19 protein-coding genes and 2 pseudogenes are annotated in these 20346 nt (G+C 54.9%); 12 read left to right on the top strand and 9 right to left on the bottom strand.

The features are described 5' to 3' along the window. Positions 1 to 87: 87 nt before the first annotated feature. Positions 88 to 1521: a cryptochrome/photolyase family protein gene (locus EMQ_RS07435; RefSeq protein ID WP_010666610.1), complete on the bottom strand. Its 1434-nt coding sequence runs from the start codon at positions 1519 to 1521 to the stop codon at positions 88 to 90. Between the two features lie 416 nt (positions 1522 to 1937). Between EMQ_RS07435 and EMQ_RS07430 the strand changes: the two are divergent. The 3 genes and pseudogenes from EMQ_RS07430 to EMQ_RS07420 all read left to right on the top strand — a co-directional run. Beyond that, a pseudogene (locus EMQ_RS07430) lies at positions 1938 to 2080 on the top strand (transposase); the annotation flags it as partial. Positions 2081 to 2215: 135 nt separating this feature from the next. Beyond that, a complete protein-coding gene (locus tag EMQ_RS07425) occupies positions 2216 to 2470 on the top strand; it encodes a type II toxin-antitoxin system HicA family toxin (RefSeq protein WP_010669504.1) in 255 nt (84 codons plus the stop codon). Next, on the top strand, positions 2467 to 2799 hold the full coding sequence (locus tag EMQ_RS07420) for a type II toxin-antitoxin system HicB family antitoxin (RefSeq protein ID WP_010669505.1): 333 nt from the start codon (positions 2467 to 2469) through the stop codon (positions 2797 to 2799). The genes EMQ_RS07425 and EMQ_RS07420 overlap by 4 nt, the downstream gene beginning before the upstream one ends. Before the next feature lie 454 nt (positions 2800 to 3253). Here the strand turns inward: EMQ_RS07420 and EMQ_RS07415 are convergent, their stop codons facing one another. Further along, entirely contained in the window at positions 3254 to 4132 is an 879-nt protein-coding gene (locus EMQ_RS07415) for a hypothetical protein (protein WP_132012094.1), read from the bottom strand. Between the two features lie 143 nt (positions 4133 to 4275). Beyond that, positions 4276 to 5358 carry an IS5 family transposase gene (locus EMQ_RS07410; protein WP_185230054.1) on the bottom strand — a complete coding sequence of 361 codons (1083 nt, stop codon included), beginning with the start codon at positions 5356 to 5358 and terminating at the stop codon, positions 4276 to 4278. Between the two features lie 74 nt (positions 5359 to 5432). On the opposite strand from EMQ_RS07410, the pseudogene EMQ_RS07405 reads away from it, so the two are divergent. Further along, positions 5433 to 5828, top strand: a pseudogene (locus EMQ_RS07405) (ATP-binding cassette domain-containing protein); the annotation flags it as partial. A 215-nt stretch (positions 5829 to 6043) separates the two neighbouring features. On the opposite strand, the gene EMQ_RS07400 reads toward EMQ_RS07405, so the two are convergent. Continuing rightward, positions 6044 to 7036, bottom strand: coding sequence for an ABC transporter substrate-binding protein (locus EMQ_RS07400; protein ID WP_010665822.1), 993 nt, complete (start codon positions 7034 to 7036; stop codon positions 6044 to 6046). A 457-nt stretch (positions 7037 to 7493) separates the two neighbouring features. On the opposite strand from EMQ_RS07400, the gene EMQ_RS07395 reads away from it, so the two are divergent. After that, complete coding sequence (locus EMQ_RS07395; RefSeq protein ID WP_231367977.1) at positions 7494 to 9662, top strand: TonB-dependent receptor; 2169 nt, start codon at positions 7494 to 7496, stop codon at positions 9660 to 9662. A gap of 245 nt (positions 9663 to 9907) precedes the next feature. Here the strand turns inward: EMQ_RS07395 and EMQ_RS07390 are convergent, their stop codons facing one another. Genes EMQ_RS07390 through EMQ_RS07370 form a run of 5 tightly spaced genes read right to left on the bottom strand, consistent with a single transcriptional unit; the run spans position 9908 to position 15049 of the window. Then, positions 9908 to 11524 (bottom strand): rhodanese-like domain-containing protein, encoded by a 1617-nt coding sequence (locus EMQ_RS07390; protein WP_018308228.1) that lies wholly within the window; start codon positions 11522 to 11524, stop codon positions 9908 to 9910. After that, a complete protein-coding gene (locus EMQ_RS07385) occupies positions 11521 to 12120 on the bottom strand; it encodes a cysteine dioxygenase family protein (RefSeq protein ID WP_010666029.1) in 600 nt (199 codons plus the stop codon). The genes EMQ_RS07390 and EMQ_RS07385 overlap by 4 nt, the downstream gene beginning before the upstream one ends. Positions 12121 to 12142: 22 nt before the next feature. Next, positions 12143 to 12937 (bottom strand): class II aldolase/adducin family protein, encoded by a 795-nt coding sequence (locus tag EMQ_RS07380; RefSeq protein ID WP_010666028.1) that lies wholly within the window; start codon positions 12935 to 12937, stop codon positions 12143 to 12145. 26 nt (positions 12938 to 12963) lie between these two features. Further along, complete coding sequence (locus EMQ_RS07375; RefSeq protein WP_010666027.1) at positions 12964 to 13950, bottom strand: NAD(P)-dependent oxidoreductase; 987 nt, start codon at positions 13948 to 13950, stop codon at positions 12964 to 12966. Positions 13951 to 13957: 7 nt separating this feature from the next. After that, a complete protein-coding gene (locus tag EMQ_RS07370) occupies positions 13958 to 15049 on the bottom strand; it encodes an LLM class flavin-dependent oxidoreductase (RefSeq protein ID WP_010666026.1) in 1092 nt (363 codons plus the stop codon). Positions 15050 to 15202: 153 nt separating this feature from the next. Between EMQ_RS07370 and EMQ_RS07365 the strand changes: the two genes are divergently transcribed. The 7 genes from EMQ_RS07365 (at position 15203) to EMQ_RS17335 (ending at position 20299) form a co-directional block, all read left to right on the top strand. After that, a complete protein-coding gene (locus EMQ_RS07365; RefSeq protein WP_010666025.1) occupies positions 15203 to 16129 on the top strand; it encodes a LysR substrate-binding domain-containing protein in 927 nt (308 codons plus the stop codon). 96 nt (positions 16130 to 16225) lie between these two features. Then, positions 16226 to 16924, top strand: coding sequence for a peroxiredoxin-like family protein (locus EMQ_RS07360; RefSeq protein WP_018308079.1), 699 nt, complete (start codon positions 16226 to 16228; stop codon positions 16922 to 16924). Further along, on the top strand, positions 16914 to 17474 hold the full coding sequence (locus EMQ_RS07355) for a flavin reductase (protein WP_018308229.1): 561 nt from the start codon (positions 16914 to 16916) through the stop codon (positions 17472 to 17474). The genes EMQ_RS07360 and EMQ_RS07355 overlap by 11 nt, the downstream gene beginning before the upstream one ends. Then, entirely contained in the window at positions 17474 to 18535 is a 1062-nt protein-coding gene (locus EMQ_RS07350; RefSeq protein ID WP_010668223.1) for an ABC transporter substrate-binding protein, read from the top strand. Before EMQ_RS07355 ends, EMQ_RS07350 begins: the two co-directional genes overlap by 1 nt. Beyond that, positions 18532 to 19512: an ABC transporter permease gene (locus EMQ_RS07345; protein ID WP_010668224.1), complete on the top strand. Its 981-nt coding sequence runs from the start codon at positions 18532 to 18534 to the stop codon at positions 19510 to 19512. Before EMQ_RS07350 ends, EMQ_RS07345 begins: the two co-directional genes overlap by 4 nt. Next, entirely contained in the window at positions 19506 to 19784 is a 279-nt protein-coding gene (locus EMQ_RS17340; protein WP_018308230.1) for an ATP-binding cassette domain-containing protein, read from the top strand. Before EMQ_RS07345 ends, EMQ_RS17340 begins: the two co-directional genes overlap by 7 nt. Then, on the top strand, positions 19784 to 20299 hold the full coding sequence (locus tag EMQ_RS17335; RefSeq protein ID WP_018308231.1) for an ABC transporter ATP-binding protein: 516 nt from the start codon (positions 19784 to 19786) through the stop codon (positions 20297 to 20299). Before EMQ_RS17340 ends, EMQ_RS17335 begins: the two co-directional genes overlap by 1 nt. Positions 20300 to 20346: the final 47 nt, after the last annotated feature.

Below are 20346 nucleotides of genomic sequence, written 5' to 3'. Positions count from 1 at the left end.
GTCTGCAACAAGACATGGCGCTTTATGGTGCTTTCTCAAAGAGAAGGGATGGAAAGGGATCGTTTCCGAAAGCAGACTGTCTGTTGTTCAGTTGCCGCGAAAGCTTTTCCATACGGACAGGGCACGTTCCCGCGCCAGTTTGTGCTCGATGATGGGGTGAGGGTAGGTGCGGCCCAGAACCACACCGCACGCTTTCAGTGCTTCCTGATCCGCAGCCCATGGTGCGTGGATCATACTCGCCGGGACGCGCTGAAGTTCCGGCACCCAACGGCGGATATACTCGCCCTCCGCATCGAATTTTTCGGATTGCAGGATTGGATTCATGATCCGGAAGAACGGTGCAGCATCGACACCGGTGCCGGCGTTCCACTGCCAGTTCATCGGATTGCTGGCCGGGTCATGGTCCACCAGCGTGTCCGCAAACCAGCGTTCGCCTTCCCGCCAGTCAATAAGAAGGTGTTTCACCAGAAAGGATGCTACGACCATGCGGATACGGTTGTGCATCCAGCCTGTGTGCCAGAGCTCACGCATTCCGGCATCGACGAGCGGATACCCGGTGCGGCCGCTCTGCCAGGCTTTCAGACCTTTGGGATCGGTGCGCCAGGGCAGCGCATCGAATTCCGGTCGGAGTGACCGGGTCGCGACATTTGCCTGCTCGAACAGGATCGACCACGCAAATTCCCGCCATCCCAGTTCGGCAAGGAATTTGTCCTTGTTCTGAGCGGAAGCATCGGCCTGCATGACGGCGTGCCAGAGTTGGGCTGGCGTGACATGACCAAAACGCAGGTAAGGCGAAAGGCGGGAGCAGGCTTCGGCTGCTGGGTAATCGCGTTCTTCGCTGTAGCCACGGAGGGTGTCTTCGACAAAAAGGGCGAGATGCTCGTGAGCGGCTTTCTCACCCGGTTCCCATGTTTCCCGAAAACCTGCCGCCCAGTCTGGCGATGTGGGCAGCAGGTTGAATTCTTCTGGGGTCAGGCTGTGAAACTGGTCTGTTTTTGGAAAAGAGGCGAATTTTAATGTGTCTGGCGCGGATAGGGGAGGGCGTGGGTCCCCCAGTTTGCGGGCGGTTCGCCAGAACGGAGTGAAGACCTGAAACGGTTTGTCTGCCTGTGTCCTGATGGTCCACGGCTCATGAAGCAGCGCACCGGGGAAACTGTATGCCTCTGTTCCCGTGGATTTCAGCTGGGTCTTGATCGCCGTGTCGATGGCGCGGCCTGTCGGATCGTAGCGGCGGTTCCAATGCACGGCGCTGGCGTTGCAGGCTTTCGCAAGAGCGGGAACAAGGTCCTCCGCCTTGCCGCGCAGGACGTGCAACCGGCCGTCTTTTTCCTGTAGAGCGGCATCCAGAGCACGGATGGCGCCATCGCGCCACCAGTCATGCGCGGCTCCCTGCTGCGGTTCCGGTTCGAGAATGGTGATGCAGAGGACTGGTGCGCCGTCTCGCGCTGCTGCGGAAAGCGCCGCGTTGTCAGCAAGACGAAAGTCTTCGCGGAACCAGAGGATGGCGGGGGAGATGCTCATGGTGTGCGTTTAGCATTGCTGAGAGTATATGTCGAAAGCGTTCAGGAGTTGTTGTTTGGACTACAAGGGGTTTTTATGGAATCGTTCGACGAATGATAAATTATTTTGTCTGATTTCTAGTAAATAGTGAAATGAAAAATTTAAATGTTTTAATAGTAAATCGTATAGCGCTTTGAGTTGTATTTCCATTATCTGGGTCAATTTATTGAATTCTCGTTGTAAACCGAATAAGTCTTCTTTGAAAAAGCGTTTTACGTCGACTGGACGTTCATACCGATCACTGCTGGTCATCTGGAAACGTGCAGCAATTCTGAAAGTTGGATCATCATCAGTAAAAACTCTTTCCTGCCTATGATGAATACGAGAGTTTCTTTCTGACCTGCGATGTTTTCTCTCTGTTTTCAGGGACAGTATGAATGCGGTGCTATGGTCTGAGCGACGATCAATGGGAACGTATCAGGGATCTTCTTCCGGGTCGTGAAGGTCATGTCGGCGGAACGGCGCAGATAACCGTCTGTTTGTCGATGCCGTGCTGTATCGTTATCGTGCCGGCATTCCCTAGGGTGACCTGCCTGTGCGTTTTGGTGATTGGAAGAACGTCCACTGACGACTGCGCTGCTGATCGGGGCTTACGCCTGCCGACGGAGCCGATAAATACGTTGCTTATGATACTGAAAAATAGTATCACTCATTCATGAAAGCCAAACATCGCCGCACGCTGGAGCTGATCTTCAAGCGCCCCGTTTGCGGCAATGTGCCATGGGCCGACATCGAAGCCCTGTTCATCGCTCTGGGTGGTGAGGTGTCGGAACGGGAAGGCTCCCGCATTGGCGTGTTCCTGTTTGGAGAAATCCGGGTCTTCCATCGCCCGCGCCCCAAACCGGACACTGACAAGGGTGCCGTTGCAGCGGTACGAAAATGGCTTGAGCAGAATGAGGTGACGCCATGAACAACATGATGGAGATCAGCGGCCATCGGGCCGTCATTCAGTTTGATCCTGAGATTGGCCTGTTCCGGGGCGAGTTCGTCGGCCTCAATGGCGGGGCCGACTTTTACGCCGACAGCGTGGAAGGTCTTCGGCAGGAAGGGGAAACATCCCTGCGTGTTTTTCTGGAGATGTGCGCCGAGAAAGGTGTCGAGCCTGTGAAGCACTATTCCGGCAAATTCCAGGTGCGTCTGCCACCTGAAGCGCACGCCCGGGCCGTCGAGATGGCAGCGGCACGTGGCGTCAGTCTGAACCGTCTGGTTCAGGATGTTCTGGAGCAGGCTGCGGGCTGAAAACGTCTCTCCAGACCTCAGAACGACGCTCTGAATGTCTGTCCGTAAGAGCTTAATTTTATTGAATAAAAATTGGAATTGGCGGAGGGGATGTCAATCAAATTATAGGCATAGAATCATGTTTTAATGCGATTTTCTAAAGAAATATTTTCCGGAATACCCCATAATATACCCCTAGGCTGAGTCCGTTGAATCTCAGCTATTTTTCATGATGCTTTGTAGCGCGTCATAGAAAATTAAGGAGAGCGAAAATTAAGCCAGCGGAGAATCACTCTGTTAGTCTACAGAAGTCGTTTTTTCGGACTTGGTCTTGTAGTGCTGGAACAGATTCCAATCTGCCATCACCCTACACATTCGCAGAAAACAGCCGTTTTCTGCGAAACAAGTGTGTAAAAGTACGTCTTCTGGCGACCCGGCATTCAGCGTTTTCCGCAGTCAGTTCTGACCTGCCGAATCATTTTGATGAACCCGCTCCAACCGAAGCCACGTCACTTGGACCAAATTCGCCTGTCAGTTCGTTCTCAACGATAAGACCACCAGCAGGCTGCTCATAATTATACAGATTACGCGCTTTCATCACAAACTCGGCCAGACGATCAAACGCGCGAAGCCGATCCCTCCTATGTACCGCCTCCTCTTCGTCCTTCCTCACAATCAACGAACCAAAAACAATCTCTAAAGATCCGACAAGACCTTTCACGTCTTCCGAGCGGGTGACCAGACTGAAAATATCACGACAACCAAAACCAGAAAGAACGAGACAAGAGAGCAATTCATCTTTCTCAAAAAAATCTTCAGAAGAACCTTTGACCTTCTCACTCTCAGGCAACCGCCTATACCGCGGCCGCTTCCTGACAATTTTCTTCATCTCATAAACATCGGAGAGCATCTGATTCATAATATTCAGAGCCTCATCGAAACCAACAGACGAAACCAGATTCTCCACCAAAAGATCGAACCTTCGAGAATCTTTCCGGATGTCATCAGATCCATGAATCTTGAAGAGAAGCTGACTGAATATCTCCGATGGGTCCGCTTTCCGATAATAGCGTTTCAAACTGTCGTTCGCATTATCTGGATACATCTGTGTAAGACCAAAACCATACACAGACTGTTGATAAGACCTGTATTGCCAGAACGTATAAAAGCTGATCCACAAAAACGAAGCCAACCGCAAAGCCTGAGCTGTGCCAGCCCTGCCTCTTGTTTTCCGATTGCCGCTGACCGGCTTTCCGGAAAGATTGTCCTCCGAAAAATCAGGATAAGGACCAGAGAGCAATGACAGGCGAACTGTCGATAGAAATCGCACCTCGGCTTCCGCGATCGGATACACTCCCATCACATGGAGGGATCGAAGAACGGTTATTTGATGCAGTTTTGTCCTGATTTCTGAGTTTTGTCGTACTGATTGATGGTTGCTGTGATGGTTTCTGATCTGCGCTTTGAGCAGATCAGGAGTTATCCTCTGCTGGATTGCTACGCAGCGGTGCTGATCCGTTCCAGGAAGAGGAAGCGGCGCATAGTGTAGACGATATTGGCCAGACCGATCCTCATGGTGGCCCGTATGATGCCAACAGTTCGGATGAATAGTCCGGTCTGTGATTTCTGATCTGCAAAGACATGCTCAACGCGGGATCGGATCACTGATTTTCCTGCGTTGGATCGCTGGATATGGCGGGGCATGGGTTTGAGGTGCGGCTTTTTCCTGTGAACCTTCGAGACGAAACCCTCTTTGTCCATGAAGTCTTCATTGGCTTTTGAGCGATAGGCTGTATCTGCCCAAACGGTTGAGGCCGTATTGGTTTTATCAAGCAGACCTTCTCTCAATCGTGCCCCATCGCTGGCGGCGGCGTCTGTGGTCTTCCATTTCCGGATGAACCGGAACTTCCGGTCGATAGAGACGTGAGATTTGTAGCCAAAGAACGGGATGGCGAGATCCGTTGCAGGCATACTCCCGTCATCCTGCCGCTTTGCTTTCGTGAACTTCAGCGTCCAGCGCGCATGGCGATCCTTGTGGGACAGTTTGGACGGCTTGTCCTGCCAGTCTTCAGGAATACGCCCTGCCCGGAGATCTGCCTTCTCGGCATTCGTATTGCGCTGCTTTGGAGCAGCCACCAGCGTTGCGTCCAGGATCTGGCCCGACATCGGCAAATACCCGGCGTTGCGCAGGGTCGCGTCAAAGCGGTCAAACAGTCTTTCAATCGCACCCGCCTGTGTCAGACGTTCGCGGAACAGCCAGACCGTTTTGGCGTCAGGCACACGATCCGACAGCCCCAGACCAAGGAAACGCATGAAGGAGAGGCGATCGTTGATCAGATACTCTGTCCGCTCATCAGACAAATTGTTCAGCGTCTGGATCACCAGAATTTTGAACATCAACACGGCATCAAACGGCGGACGTCCGCCTTTGCTGCCGTCTGAATAGGCCAGAGCCTTCTCAAGATCAGGGCGGAACACTTCAAAATCCACAGTCCGGGAAAACGCTTCGAGTTGATCACCAAGCCCGCTCAGCCGAGCAAACCGCTCTTCAACATCAAAGAAACCAGGCTGCTTCATGATCCATGCCCCCAATCAATGCAGGAGTGATGGAATCACACAGAGAGGCCCAAAACCAGAGGGTTTTTCGAACCCTCCAGGTTCTTGAAGAAGTGGGGCTTGGTCATCGTACGGACGCATGGCCACTGACCTTGTCCGGAGGAGAAGCTCAGCGTGCAGCGCTGGCGCGTGCGCTCATCCGGGAACCAAAATTTCTGATGCTGGATGAGCCATTTGCTGCACTGGACGCTCTGACGCGCCTGCACATGCAGGATCTGGTATCGGCCCTCTGGCAACGTCACAAAAGCGCCGTCCTGCTCGTAACGCATGATGTGGACGAGGCTCTTCTGCTGGCAGACCGGGCTGTCGTGCTTGAAGAAGGACGCATCCGGGCAGAGTTACCCATTTCGCTTTCGCACCCACGACGACATTACGATCCAGCCTTTGTGCAGTTGCGCGCTACGCTTCTGAAACATCTAGGAGTTGACGGATAAAGCGAATTCAAAACGGAACTTTTTTATTCTGATGGTCTGGCGATGCCATTGATCCCGTCATTTGAATTCATCAGATCATCCAGAAAAATATCGCCGACCGTGTCCATGATAACGTACAGAGCAATCTGAACAGACACTACCCAGTTGCAAGACCGCCCTCTGACATTGGTATGATGGCGGACTTCTGACGACCACCATACTCATGATTATCGGGCCTATCCTTTGAGGAGCGGTGTCAGATCATTTGAAAAAACAGATTTGAAATCCGGGCGTGTAGAAATCAGACGTTGTTCGATAAAGGTATCGACAACATTCTGTGCGCTTCTAATATCATCTTCGTTCCAGGGACGTATACGAAACGGGCGGTTCTGTGCATTGAGATCGCTCAGCACGATGTTTTCCGGAACCTGAATGACTGGAGAAATGACCTTTGCCCACTTCTCCTTATTCTGCGTCAGAAGCGCATAAGCCTTTCCCAAACGATTGATGTAATCTGCAACAGCCAATCGAAATGCTGGATCGGGAAGCCGAACAGGATTAGCTCCGATGAAGTAATGTCCGGAAAGGATATTTTCAGCACTCTCCAGAATACGTGCAGAGCCATCACCCACAAGCATGGGAATCACATACCCATAGGTTGCCCAGGCGTCGAGACTGCCTGACTTCAGCGCCGTAAGCCCCTGGCTCATGCCCAAAGGCACAGGCGTGATGTCAGCAAGAGTGAGACCTGCCTTCGCAAGCATACGGATCAGGAAATAATGAGCGGTTGTAGAACGGATATACCCAATCTTGCGATTTTTCAGATCGGCGAATGAGCGGGCAGAAGAGTTGGCTGGCACAATAACCGCCTGATTGGTTGTCGCTCCATCAATGGCAGCAACCACTTTCACGCGTGCGTTTGAGGCGGCAATAAAGGCCAGAGGGATTTCGCTCCATTGCCCAACGTCAATTGCATCAGCGTTGATTGCCTGTGCAATAAGATTTCCGGAATTGAACTCGCTGAATTCCACCTTGTATGGAAAATCTGTAAGACCGGCTGCAGGCAGGATTGTAGAATCCATTCCTCGAAAACTCGCAACGCGCAGGGTAACGGATGAAAGTTCTTCCGCATGAAGACTGCCGGATGTGAGAAGCGGTGCACTGCAAAGAGAGGAAAGCGCGCCAAGACCAAAACGACGGCGAGAAAGGTATCTCGTGAAAGATGTCATGTGCGTTCCACTCAAATCCATGAATCAACCGGTTTCTATCTTTTCATGAATTATCATAGCATGATCATAAAAAATTATTGATATATGAATGAGCATTCTAAATCTGCAACAAACAGGTAAGGTCAACGATCTCTTTTGTATTAATTGATCGACCGCGTCAGAAGTTTTGTTGAATATGCCAAGTAAGTGACAATGCAGGTCATTCTTCACATTTTATTCTGTTGCAAACGAGATCGAGGCACAAATGTATGTTCGTCGTGGCGCCAATTCGGCAGAGTCTTTTGGAAACAGGCGTTTCCCTTACTCTTTCCTGCTCCAGACAACATGCTGCGCAACGATTCTTTTTGGATCAGCACAGGATGTCTTTGCAGCAACAGCGGGCATCAGGCACCCGGCTGCAGAAAAAGGGAGTTCCGGTTCCGGGCAGATTCCGCGTCACAACAAGACACCTCATGCTGTGCGTGCATCGACGCAGGCCGAAACCGTAAACGTTACAGGGAAAAGTCGCACGGCCCGCAAGGAAGCCATCCTTCAGAAAACACCATCTTCCGCGACATTGATGTCCGCGGAGCGTCTTGATCGTCTGGGAGTGCAAAGCACGAAACAGCTCGCACGTCTGACACCCAATCTCTATATCCCCAATAATATGCCAGGCTATTCAGTCATAAATTACTTCATTCGTGGCATTGGTGAAATTGATCCGCAGGGTGAGCCTTCTGTCGGCACCTATATCGATGGGGTCTATCTGCCGCGCAACATGGGTAACATGCAGGAACTGCTCGACGTGGAGAATATCCAGATCGATCGCGGGCCTGTCACATCTATCGGCCACCAGTCCGAGGGGGGTGCGGTGCATATCAATACCATCGTGCCGACCAACAAACGGCGCGTGGTAGTCCAGACCGGTTATGGCACCTACAATGAATGGCAGGTCGGGGTGGCCGCAAGTGGCGCCATCCTGAAAGACAAGATCTATGGTAGTATAGCATTTGATCATCATGCCCGTGACGGCGTGGATCATAACTATGCTGTCAATAAAGACACCAATAATATCGACTACACACAGGCACGCGGGAAACTCCGCTTTACGCCGAATGAAGACTGGGACATCACTCTTGCCTTCGATGGAACCGTTGATGGGAGCACCAACCGCGGCGTCGGGAATATGTTGAATTACTACAAATACGGTAATTATAACCCAGCTTTTCCAAAAAACAATTACTCACAGGCCGGTTTTACCGGCAATGTCCGCTATACTATTTCCCCACATCTGACCCTGTTTTCGATCACGGGCATCCGGGGATATGACGATAAAGGGATGTACGACAATTTTGGCGATGCCTATTCTCGATCATCTCAACAACTCTATTACAAAGATAGAATGTATTCAGAAGAGCTCCGTCTCCATGGTGATTACGGCAAACTTGATTTCAATGTCGGTGCCTATTTCCTTTACGAAGACTGGTTTACAAATCGCAACGCTAACAATCCTTATGGTACAATGACGAATAATCCGGCAGATATACGCTATATGCCGGTCAATGCGGTCATTGATCAGCTCAATCGCAACTGGGCTGTTTACGGAGAGGCGCATTATCATCTCACCCCGACAGTAACTCTGACAGCGGGATTACGGTTCAATTGGGAGAATCACTCAAACTCTGAAACGCTGAGCTATCTCGCGGGTGGTAATCACATTACTACAGTGGCCAACCAGCTTGCGACACTCCTGTCTTCATCACCGCAGGGTGGCATCGCTTGGACCGCCTCTGGCAACAAGAGCTGGACACAGCTTCTACCCAAAGGAGCGATCAGCTGGCAGGCGCGCCCAAATCTGATGACATATGCTTCCATCTCACAGGGTGGCAAATCAGCAGGATACGATTTCCGTGCGCAATCACCCGGAGCCACAGGCAGTCTCCAGGCGTCCATCCCTTACAAGCCCGAAATTGTCACGACCTACGAAGTCGGCATGAAAACCGATCCTCTACCCGGGCGCATACGCTTCAACGGTGCTCTGTTCTGGAATCAGTTTGATGATATCCAGTTGACAACGCTTGATCCATCTTCGGGATTGAGCCGTCGGTTTAACGCAGGAAAAGGTCATTCTGTAGGTGCCGAGATCGAAACATTCGTCAAGATCACGAAAGATCTCGATTTTCACTATACCGCTTCCTATCTTTATTCCTCTCTGGACAAGTTTAAAGGAAATGCCGCACGGATAGCTCTGGCTGACGGCAGTCTTTACAACACGACGCCTTATGCAGGAGCGCCACTCCCCTGGTCGCCCCGCTTTCAGAATGCGGGCTCTCTGACCTATCATATTCCCGTGTCTCTTCCGGGAACCTTCGTGATCGGTGCAGACGTTTCCTTCCAGACCAATCTGCACACAACATCTCAGGCCAACCGGCAGGACCGGATTCCCGCCCAGACCTATGTCAACGCCATGATGAGTTGGACCAGTCCCGATAAGCGCTGGCAGCTACAGGTACAAGGACGCAATCTGTTGGATCATCGCTATCTGCAGGGAACAGCCTTTACACAGGGACGCGGTGTTCCGATTTACTATTCAGGATATTACACCGATCCTCGCACGATTTACGCAACTGCACGATTTACATTGTAAGATGAAGATAAACAGGCCGGGAGCATGGAAATCATGTTCCCTTCCTGGAGCCTGATAGTAATACAAAATGTTTTTATAATACTGATTCGTTTTCCGTAAACATTAGAAATGCAATCATTATAATGATCGGTTTTATATAATAATATTCGTTACTGCTCCCGCAACCAATGTCTCATCAAGTAGAAGAAAAAAAGGGAGAAGCGGCTTCCACTTCTCCCTTTTTTGCTCGCATGAACAGAACCAGGTTACGTTTCCAGCACAGAAAAACCGTGGGTGCCGTCTCGCTCAAGCTGGGCGACAAGACCAAACTCCCAATCCAGATAAGCCTGCATGGCTTCACGGGCATTGTCAGTGCCTTCATAAGGTCGTTTGTAGATATCTACTGGTTCTGAAAGACTATTTTCTTTGAATAGACCCGCTTCAAGCGCCTGACCATATGCTTTCCATGCTGCGGTTCCGCCTTGCAGCACTTGTACTGCGACACCATTTTCCACAAGATGCCGAGCGGCAATCTGTGCAGCAATGCCATCAGGAGAAGTCAGAACAACCCCTCTCTTCTTCAGAACATCGGGAGGGGACACCAGATCCGTTGGAATGACAAAAAAAGCTCCGGGAATATGCTCTGTTCTGAATATCCGACTGGTAGCAAGGTCAAGGATCAAGGGCGGGTTGGATCCCTTATTCTGAGTCAGAAGATCAGCTGGTGTGATCGAAGGAATATCAGCAAGAGAACGCGACAGGAGAACAGGTTGTGGCCCCGTTTCCCGCTTCAGCCCTGTCCAGTCATCCAGAACATACACATGCTTCCAGCCAAGCTGACGCAGCCAGTGGCCTGTCATGCGGGAACGAACACCATCCGTATCTGTCAGAACGATCGTGCCGTGACGAACACCGATCCATTCATCCGTTGCCTGCACCAGCTGACCACCGGGGGCGGATCGGAACGCCTCCAGATGTTCGGATTCATATTCCTCCGGTGACCGCACGTCGAGCCGGTATAGGGAACGGTCTGCCCTGCTTTCAAGTTCTTTAAACTGGACAGGCGTGATGAACTCAACACCCGTCTTTTCGGCAAGCTCCTGCGCTCTCTGTCGCGCTTTGACGTGATTTGCCTCCGTGAAATCCGGAGCTTTGCGACTGGCCTCATGATCGAGTTCGAACCCGGCCAACGTCCAGCCGATCGTGCCATTGCGCAGGGCAAACACAGGGTTGGGAATTTCTGCATTGACCAGAGACTGCGTGCCAATGATCGAACGCGTGCGGCCAGCGCAGTTCACGATCACCGTGGTATCCGGTGACGGCGCTATATCGCGCACCCGTAGGGCGAGTTCTGCCCCGGGCACGGAGCGACCGCCGGGAATGGACATCGTGTTGTATTCCACGAAACGCCGTGCATCGAGAATGACAAGATCATCGCCTCGCGCGATGCGGGCATGTACCTCTTCCGCTGGCAGGGAAGGCGTATGGCGGACATGCTCGACCAGTTCGCCGAACGCCTTGGACGGCACATTCACGTCGATGAACAGTTCGCCTCCGGATGCACGCCAACCGTCCAGGCCACCCGTCAGAGCCGAAACATCCGCATAACCCAATTGCCTGAGCAACTCGACGGCAGGGCGGACAAGCCCCTCTCCATTGTCATACACCACGACCTGCACGGTATGGCGGGGAATAAGGGCTGTAACCAGCTCTTCAATACGTCCCAACGGGAGATTGACCGCAAAAAGCGGGTGCCCTGCTGCAAAAAAAGCTTCTTCACGCACATCAAGAAGAGCAATTTCCTTACCGGCACGCAGCCGTTCACGGACGGTTTCCGAAGCAGTTTCCGCAATCGGTGCGTCAGAAGGGAAGAGCGCGTTCATGCTGCCTGCCTTTCGCGGGAACGATCCCACAGATTGGGTGTCTCTTCGCTGGAATAGCCCGAAATAAAGGTTTTCTCCGCGCCGGTTTCCGGATCGTAGGTGGCACGGGAAACGCCGCCAATATTGGCGCCATAGACATGAATGGAGATCGACGTTTCATCCTCCAGCGCATTGGCCACAAGATGATAATCATTGACGCCCGGAGCCAGGGTTGCGACTTCACCCGGTTCCAGAAAGCTGGTTTCCCTGGCATGAAAATGACCTGTTGCGTCACGCTCATACTGTGTTTCGCTCTCACGACCACGCAACATGCCAATCAGGCCCCATACACGATGATCGTGCAGGGGAGTTTTCTGACCTGGCCCCCAGACAAAGCTGACGACTGAAAAACGCTCCAGTGGATCGCAATGCAGGAGATACTGGCTGTAACGTTCCGGACTAGGCTGCGCGAATTCGTCAGGCAGCCAGTCGTCTCGGGAGACCAGCCTGCGGAGGAGTTTTGCTCCTTCCGCCTGAAGTTTCTGCGGATCACTGTCCGTATCGTGAAGTTTCGTGAAATCAACGATGAAATCGCGCAGGGAAGAAATTGTGGTCATAAGCCGTTCCTGTCGTGAGAGATTAGTCGAGAAGGTCGGGTTCCTGCGCGACAATCCAGTCCCACAGAGGCTGGAACGAGAAATAGCCACCCTGTTCCGTGCCGACCTGTGCGGCAGTCTTGCTGGCTATATCATGAGAGATCGGCTTCAGCGGTCCCGCAGCCTGCGCGAGAAGCTGGGCATGAGCGGCATTATCCATTGAAATGAAACGCCACGCAGCTGTTTCCACGGAATGACCGACCGTCAGCAGACCATGATTCTGGAGAATGAGGGCACTCCGGTTGCCCAGTGTCTCGGCCAGACGATCCCCCTCGCTGTCTTCCAGCACCACACCCGAAAAAGGATCGAAAACAGCATGATCTTCGTAAAAAGCGCAGGAATCCTGAGTGAGCGGCAGTAAAGGAACACCGAGAGCGGAGAAAGCCTTGCCGTAAGTGGAATGGGTATGGGCTGCGGCAATCACATCCGGGCGCGCCCTGTGCAGTGCGGAATGAATGGTGAAACCCGCCGTATTGATAGGACGATTTCCAATCAGGATATTCCCGTCATGATCAACGAGTTGCAGGTTGGATGTACGGATCTGCGAAAAATGCACACCCAAAGGATTGATCCAGTACTGATCGGGGAATTCCGGATCACGCGCCGTCACATGGCCTGCCAGACCCTGATCGAAACCATAACGTCCGAACAGACGGAACGTGGCTGCCAATCGCTGTTTGCGATGCAGCCGCTCTTCTTCATACGATGCCGCCGGTGGACGGGGCTCAAGCCTGAAAGTGCGGGCCTTGGGAGCTGCAACGGGAGAAATGGCGTTCATGGATACAGTCCTTAAATCTGCTGTGATCAGTAGCCACGTTCTGGATCGATCACGTCGAGAAGGGGTTCATTTCTGAGGAAACGGGACAGATTGGTCCGGATACGCTGCACAAGATTGGCGCGAACGTCCGGCCCGACCCAGCTGATATGAGGCGTCAGCCGGACACGGGGATGCGTATAGAGCGGATGTCCGGCGGGAAGAGGTTCAGGTGTGGTGACATCCAGTGTAGCGAAAGCCGGTCGGCCAGAATCCAGAGCACGCAGAAGCGCATCCTGATCTACAAGCGCCCCGCGTGCGACATTGACGAGGTGCAATCCTTCCTTTGCAGAACGCAGGATATCCTCGTTGATGACACCTCGCGTCTCGGAAGTAAGCGGCATGGCCAGAACAAGATGATCGGCCTGATGGAAAAGCTCACTGAGTGAAGAGACGGGTTCGATGCCATCGTCTACTTCTGTCCACGCGCTACGGCGAAACACCCGGACACGCATGCCGAAAGCAAGGGCCCGGGAGGCGATAGCCCGCCCTATCGCACCGTAACCCGCAAGACCCAGCGTGCGTCCATACAGGGTGCCGGTCACGGGATTCTGCCGGAAAGGTGCGGTGACATCAGTCCATTGCTGCGGTGTGACAGGATGCAGCACATCTACCTGCCGCTCGTGATGCAGCAGGGCGGAGAGCACATATTCCGCAATCGGTGTAGCGGCGTCGCCACGCCCGCAGGTCACGATCCGGCCTTCCGTCAACCACTTTGGAAAACTGTCTATTCCGGCAGATGCAATCTGAACCCAGCGTGGACCATCCTGCCATGAGGCTGGAGGTGACGATGGCGCTTTCGCCCACGCGGGAGAAGGTCCGGTCAGCAGAATGTCGGCACCTGCGGTCTGCCAGGGCTCTGCGGTGTCGCGGTTGCCCTCGACCACACGCACCTGCTGCGCATAATCGGTCAGAACGGTGGCGATGGGACCACCGATCTGATCAAGGAGCACGGGACGTTCATGTGTGTCGGACATGAAGGCTTCAGGCCACGCGTGTCAGGCGGCGAGTATCCTCTTCCGCCACCAGTTCACGAACCAGCGGGATCAGATCACGGCCATATTCATATGCATCAAGCAGCGGATCAAACCCACGGATCAGGAATGTGGAAATTCCGAGCCGGTAATAATCGATGAGCGCTTCAGCAACCTGCTGGGGTGTGCCGACAAGCGAAGTGGAGTTTCCCTTGGCCCCGGTCAGTTCCGCAATCCCGGTCCAGAGACGCTTGTCGAGCCGCCTTCCCTGCGAGGCCGCAGCCAGAAGGCGACGCGATCCTTCATTGGGCACATCTTTATTCCGAACAAATCCAGTCGTTTCCTGAAGAACGCGGGCTTTTTCAAGAATACGATCGGCGCGCGCCCATGCCGCCTCTTCCGTTTCCGCGAGAATAGGCCGTAGTGAGAGCGAGAAGCGCGGCGACCGACCATGTTTCGCGGCAGCCGCGCGAACTCGTGAGACGGTTTCGGCCACCTGCTCGTAGGTTTCACCCCACAGGGCATAGACATCGGCATGCTTGCCGGCGACTTCGATCGCTTCCGCCGAAGAACCGCCGAAGTAAACAGGAATGGCATCTGCATTATACGGATGGACCAGCGAATTGGCGCCACGGACGTCATAGAACGCGCCCTTGTAATCGAATGGCGAGGTTTCGCTCCACTCCTTCCGCACAATATCGAGATACTCACTGGTGCGGGCGTAACGCTGGGCTTTAGTCGTATGATCGCCGTCAGCCTGCAGCTCCAAATCACTACCGCCCGTGATGATATGCACGGCAACACGTCCCCGCGTGAGGTTGTCGAGCGTGGCAAGCTGACGCGCGACGATAGTAGGCGCATTGAAACCGGGACGATGAGCGATCAGAAGACCGAGATCCGGCGCGACAGACGCCGCGTGCTGGGCGATAAGAATGCTTTCGGGTGAATTGGAATGGAAGGCGACCAGAACGCGGTCGAATCCGCCATTCTCATGAATTTTCGCCGCTGTTTCGATATGTTTTGGATCAACGACCGGACCTGATGGCGGGATGATCTCTGAATGATTGCGGCTGCCGACGTAACCGATGAACTCGACGGACATGGTTATCCCTCCAAAATCACTATAAAATATAGTTATATTAAAATTAACACTTGAAAAATGATAAAAAGCAAGCAAGGAATACTCAATACACACTTCATCTGTCGTAATATGGCCGAACCGGTCATTAAACGGAGATCGAGACCGGAGCCCATCATGTCCCAGTCTACCCGGCCTTCTTCTGGCCCTCCCGCTGATCCCTATCTGAACGCTCCCCTGCCTCAACGCATGGCCCGCAATGTTCCCAGCGAACTTCTGCGATCATTCGTGGCGATCGTGGAAGCAGGTTCCATGGCGCAGGCAACCGAGACGATTTTCCTGACACAGTCCGCGCTCAGCCTGCAGATGAAACGTCTGGAAGACGTGCTCCAGCAGAAGCTTTTCCGACGTGATGGACGTCGCCTGATTCTGACGCCCATCGGAGAGGAACTGGTCGGATATGCCCGTCAGCTTCTCGCGCTCAACGACCGGATCATGTGCAAGCTCGGTCAGGACTCGGAGCCGGAACCGATCACTGTCGGTATGGTGCAGGATTTTGCCGACACACTCCTTCCGGACGTGCTTGGACAGTTCCGTCTGGCGCATCCGCGTTCCCGCCTTGTGATCCAGATTGGTGGATCAGCAGAACTCCTGGATCTGTTCGACCGCTCCCGACTCGATCTCGTTCTGTGCCTTGGACAGCATGGAGACCGTTCCGGCGCGACATGGAAAGTGGTGGGGCATGACCGTATGGCGTGGATCGGGGATCCGGCCATCGCCGAGTTGTCTGAAGTGCCGCTTGTTCTTCTCGAGCCACCCTGCCGTTTTCGGGACGCTGCTTTGCGTGCTCTGACACAGGAGCGACGTGACTACCGGCTGGTACTGGAAACACCCAATCTGCCAGCCATGCGGGCGGGGGTCCGTGGTGGGCTTGGTGTGAGTTGCCGTACACGCCGGTTCGCCACGGCTGAAGGGCTGCCCACAATCACAAGTGACGCTCTTCCCGCTGTCCCAGAGATCGAAACCATTCTCGTCCGCCGCAACCGTCTCGGGGATGCTGCAAACGATATCGGGGATCTGCTGGCAGCAGCGGCTGGCGCTTGAATAATGTTCAAGGAATGGATGACAAGAACTCTTTATGAGACAGGGAAGTCTTCGCGGCAGGATCGGATCATACCGATATCTGCAACGAGGTTTCTCATGACGTCATCCGCATCTGTAGCCCCTCTCCGCGCCAAGTTCCGGGAACTGGAAGAAGAGCGCGAGCGCACGTGGGAGCCCGCGGCTCTGGCCGTAAACGTCAATCAGCGGGCCACACTGATCCGCGATCACGGCAAGACCGCATCTGCCGTAAAGGCAGGAGACGTGCTGCCGCCGCTCGCGCTGTCTGCCGTGGACGGAAGCACGGTGTCACTGGATGATCTGGTGGCGAAAGGACCGGCCGTTCTGGTGTTCTTCCGCTTTGCTGGATGTCCGGCCTGTAACATTGCTCTTCCCCATTATCGCGATACATTGTGGCCTGAACTGAAAGCGTCCGGCATTCCCCTTCTGGCGATCTCTCCCCAGCCGACGGCGCTTCTTTCCGAGATTGCCACGCGCCATGACCTGCCTTTCCCGGTCGCAACCGATGCAGGGCTGAAGCTGTCACGCGCATTGGGTCTTACCTACACATTCGATGAACCATCCCGGCAGAGCGCGCTCGCAAAGGGCGGAAAGAGCGAAGCACTGAACGGTCTCGAAAATACATGGGAACTTCCCAAGCCTGCCGTGATCGTCATCGGTCCCGGGCGTGTCGTACGCTTTGCCGACGTCTCGCCTGACTGGATGGACCGCACGGAAAGTGACCGTGTTCTGGCGGCACTGGGACTGGAGAAAGGAAAAGCCTCCCATGCAGCCTGACGACATTGTGGTCGATGAGCAGACTTTTGTCCCGGCTGAACTGTTTCGGGAAGCCATGAGCCGTCTCGGAGCACCCGTGACGGTCGTGGCTACCGACGGTCCGGCCGGTCGTCAGGGCCTGACTGTCTCCGCCATAACAAGCGTGAGTGATACGCCTCCGACGGTTCTCGTCTGCCTCAATCGCAGCAATCGTTCTCACGAAGCATTCCGACGCAACGGCGTGGTTGGAATCAGCATTCTTGGCCGCGGTCATGACGATGTGGCAGGTGTGTTCGCCAGTTCCCGGCGCACGCCCGAAGAGAAATTCGCTTCCGGTGTCTGGCGCGTTGGAAAAACAGGTGCGCCGCTTCTCGATGATGCAGCCGTGACGCTGGACTGCGTGATTGAGGATATCCGCACGTCAGGAACACATGATGTGCTGTTCTGTGCGGTCCGCGACATCGTCATCAGCGACGCGGTTGCCGCCGGTCTTGCTTGGTGCGGTCGCACTTTTCACCATCTTCCCTTTGCGCCGCTCGCGGCTTCTCTGAAAGTTGAGAATACGGTCTGATGACATTCAGCGCTTTCTTTTCCCGCAGGCGACTTCTGGGCGGACTCCTGTCTGGTGCGGGAGCAGCCGCCCTCGCTTCCCGTCCGCTTCACGCCCAGGACGCAATGGGACATGCGGAGCCGTGCACAGCGGCGATCACCGGTGCAGTCACGCCTCTTGCCACGCCACGCAAGCTGACGATCGCGTGGAACGAGACGGCGATCTGCACAGCGGCGGTGCCTGTGGCGAAGGAAAAAGGCTTTTTCGCCCGCCACAATATCGAAGTGGATTACGTCAATTTCGGTGGTGCGACCGACCAGCTTCTCGAAGCGCTAGCCACGGGTAAGGCTGACGGAGCGCCCGGCATGGCGCTGCGGTGGCTCAAGCCGTTACAGCAGGGCTTCGACGTCAAGCTCGTAGCTGGTCTTCACGCGGGCTGCATGTATCTGATGGCGGCGCATGACAGCGCGATCCGCTCTTTGAGCGATCTGAAAGGCAAAACGGTCGGTGTGACCGACATGGGAGGACCGGATCGTAATTTCTTCTCCATTCGTCTGAAAGAGGTGGGAATAGACCCGGAAACGGACGTCTCGTGGCGTGCCTTTCCTCCGGACCTGCTGCCGCTGGCTCTCCAGCGCGGCGAAGTACAGGCCATTTCGGATGCCGATCCTGTCAGCTGGATGCAGAAGAAGCAGTTCAACCTGTGCGACATCGACAGCAACATGACTGGCACATGGGCGCATACCGCCTGCTGCGTCATCGGACTGCGAGGCAGTCTTGTGCGCGATGAACCGGATGTGGCGCGGGCTGTGACCCGTGCGATCATGGATGCGGGAGCGTGGCTCGCCTGCAACCCCGATGAAGCCGGTAGAATATTCCAGCCTTTTGCCCCCAAAGTTCCTGCGAAAGATCTGGCTGAGATGATCCGCATTCAGGGGCATCATCATCAGACACTTGCGGGTTCTTTCCGTGATGAGATCGTGCGTTATGCCGAAGCCCTGAAAGGAGTCGGCGTGTTCCGACCATCGCTCGACACCACACGTTACGCCGCGCGTGTCACACAGGATCTGTTCGCATCATGAGCGGGGCGGAAGCGACGTTCGGGGTGGATACGGCAATTACCAGCCAGAAGACTGCGACGCGGGTGTCACCGATAGCATGGTTTGCAGGCCCGGTCTGGCTTCTGGCCGCCCTGCTGACATGGCGTTGGCCGGACGCGGATGATTTCCCCGCCACAGACGCGCTGGCAGCCGGATTCGCCGTGGTGGGCGTGGCTCTGCTGGTTGGCGCCGCGCTGAAACTGCTCCGAGAACGGGCCGCCTGGGCGGTGGCGCTCGGGCTGGGACTGGGCGCATGGGAAGTGGTGCAGGCCAAACTGCTCCTGCTGCCCCGCCCTTTCTTCGGCACGCCGCAGGATCTGCTGGATGTTTTTCTCACGGACTGGTCGCGCCTCGGAAATTCTTTGCTGCATTCGCTCGGGCTGCTGCTGGTGGGGTACGGTCTGGGCTCGCTCATCGGCATTGCCACGGGGATCGGGCTGGGACGGTCACTGCGGTTCCGTTACTGGGCGCATCCGGTCCTGCGTATGATCGGCCCTCTTCCCCCGGTCGCACTTCTGCCGCTGGCCTTCGTGATGATCCCGTCAAGCTGGGTCGCCGGTGAAGCCCTGATGATGCTGGCCTCCGCCTTTCCTGTCGCGGTTCTGACCTGGTCCGGCATCTCAGCCGTGGACCCGGCCTTTCATGACGTAGCCCGCACCATGGGCGCGAAGGAGCGGTTTCTTGTCTTCCATGTGGCGCTGCCTGCCGCCCTACCGCAGATTTTCGTCGGTCTGTTCATGGGGCTGGGCGCGTCGTTCGCCATGCTGGTGGTGGCCGAAATGCTGGGCGTGAAGGCGGGCCTTGGCTTCTACATGCAGTGGGCGCAGGGATGGGCCGCCTATCCCAACATGTATGCGGCCCTCGTGGTGATGTCGGTCATGTGCACGGGTCTGATCACGCTGCTCTTCCGGGTGCGAGACAAACTGCTTGTCTGGCAGAAGGACGGCCTCAAATGGTGACAGCTCAACTGAAAGCGCCGGGCGAGGAACTGGCCCTGCATGTGCGCGGCGTCGAACACGGCTATCAGATTGACGGCGCTTACCGCCCGGTCATTCACGAGATGAACCTGAACGTGGAGGCGGGTGAGTTCGTCGCCCTTCTCGGACCGTCCGGGTGTGGCAAATCGACCCTGCTGCGTCTGATCGCAGGGCTAGAGAAACCGGCTGCTGGCTGGATTGAAGTGGACGGCCAGCCTGTCACCGGTCCCGGACCGGACCGGACCGGATCGTGATGTTTCAGGACCCGACGCTCTATCCGTGGCGGACCGTACGCCAGAATGTCGCGCTTTCACAGGACATTTCCGGAAAGAGGGATAGGCGGGCTGTCGAGGAGGCCATCCGTCTCGTCGGCCTGAACGGGTTTGAAAAAGCGTGGCCGCACCAGCTTTCAGGCGGAATGGCCCAGCGTACGGCGCTCGCACGCGCGCTGGTTAACCATCCACGCATGCTTATCCTCGACGAACCGCTGGGAAAGCTGGACGCCCTGACCCGGCTCACGATGCAGACGGAGTTACACAGACTGTGGAAAGAACGTGATTTCACCGCGATCATGGTCACTCACGATGTTGATGAAGCCCTCTTTCTGGCGACGCGCGTGATCGTTCTGGGCGGCGCGAACCGTTCGCGCGTACTGTCCGATATCCGTGTAGATGCGCCTTTCCAGCGCCACAGGGATGATCCCTATTTTTTAAAGTTGCGACGTGAGATTTTGTTACAGCTGGGATATTCTGCTGCCTCACCTCTTTAAAACGAGCTTGCTTCAGTCGCCATGCACATGTGTTTTCACTCCTGCTT

This window comes from Acetobacter aceti NBRC 14818 (assembly GCF_000193495.2).
Classification (GTDB): domain Bacteria; phylum Pseudomonadota; class Alphaproteobacteria; order Acetobacterales; family Acetobacteraceae; genus Acetobacter; species Acetobacter aceti.
Note: the sequence above shows the minus strand (reverse complement) of the source record. Positions and strands in the feature narration are given on the sequence as shown.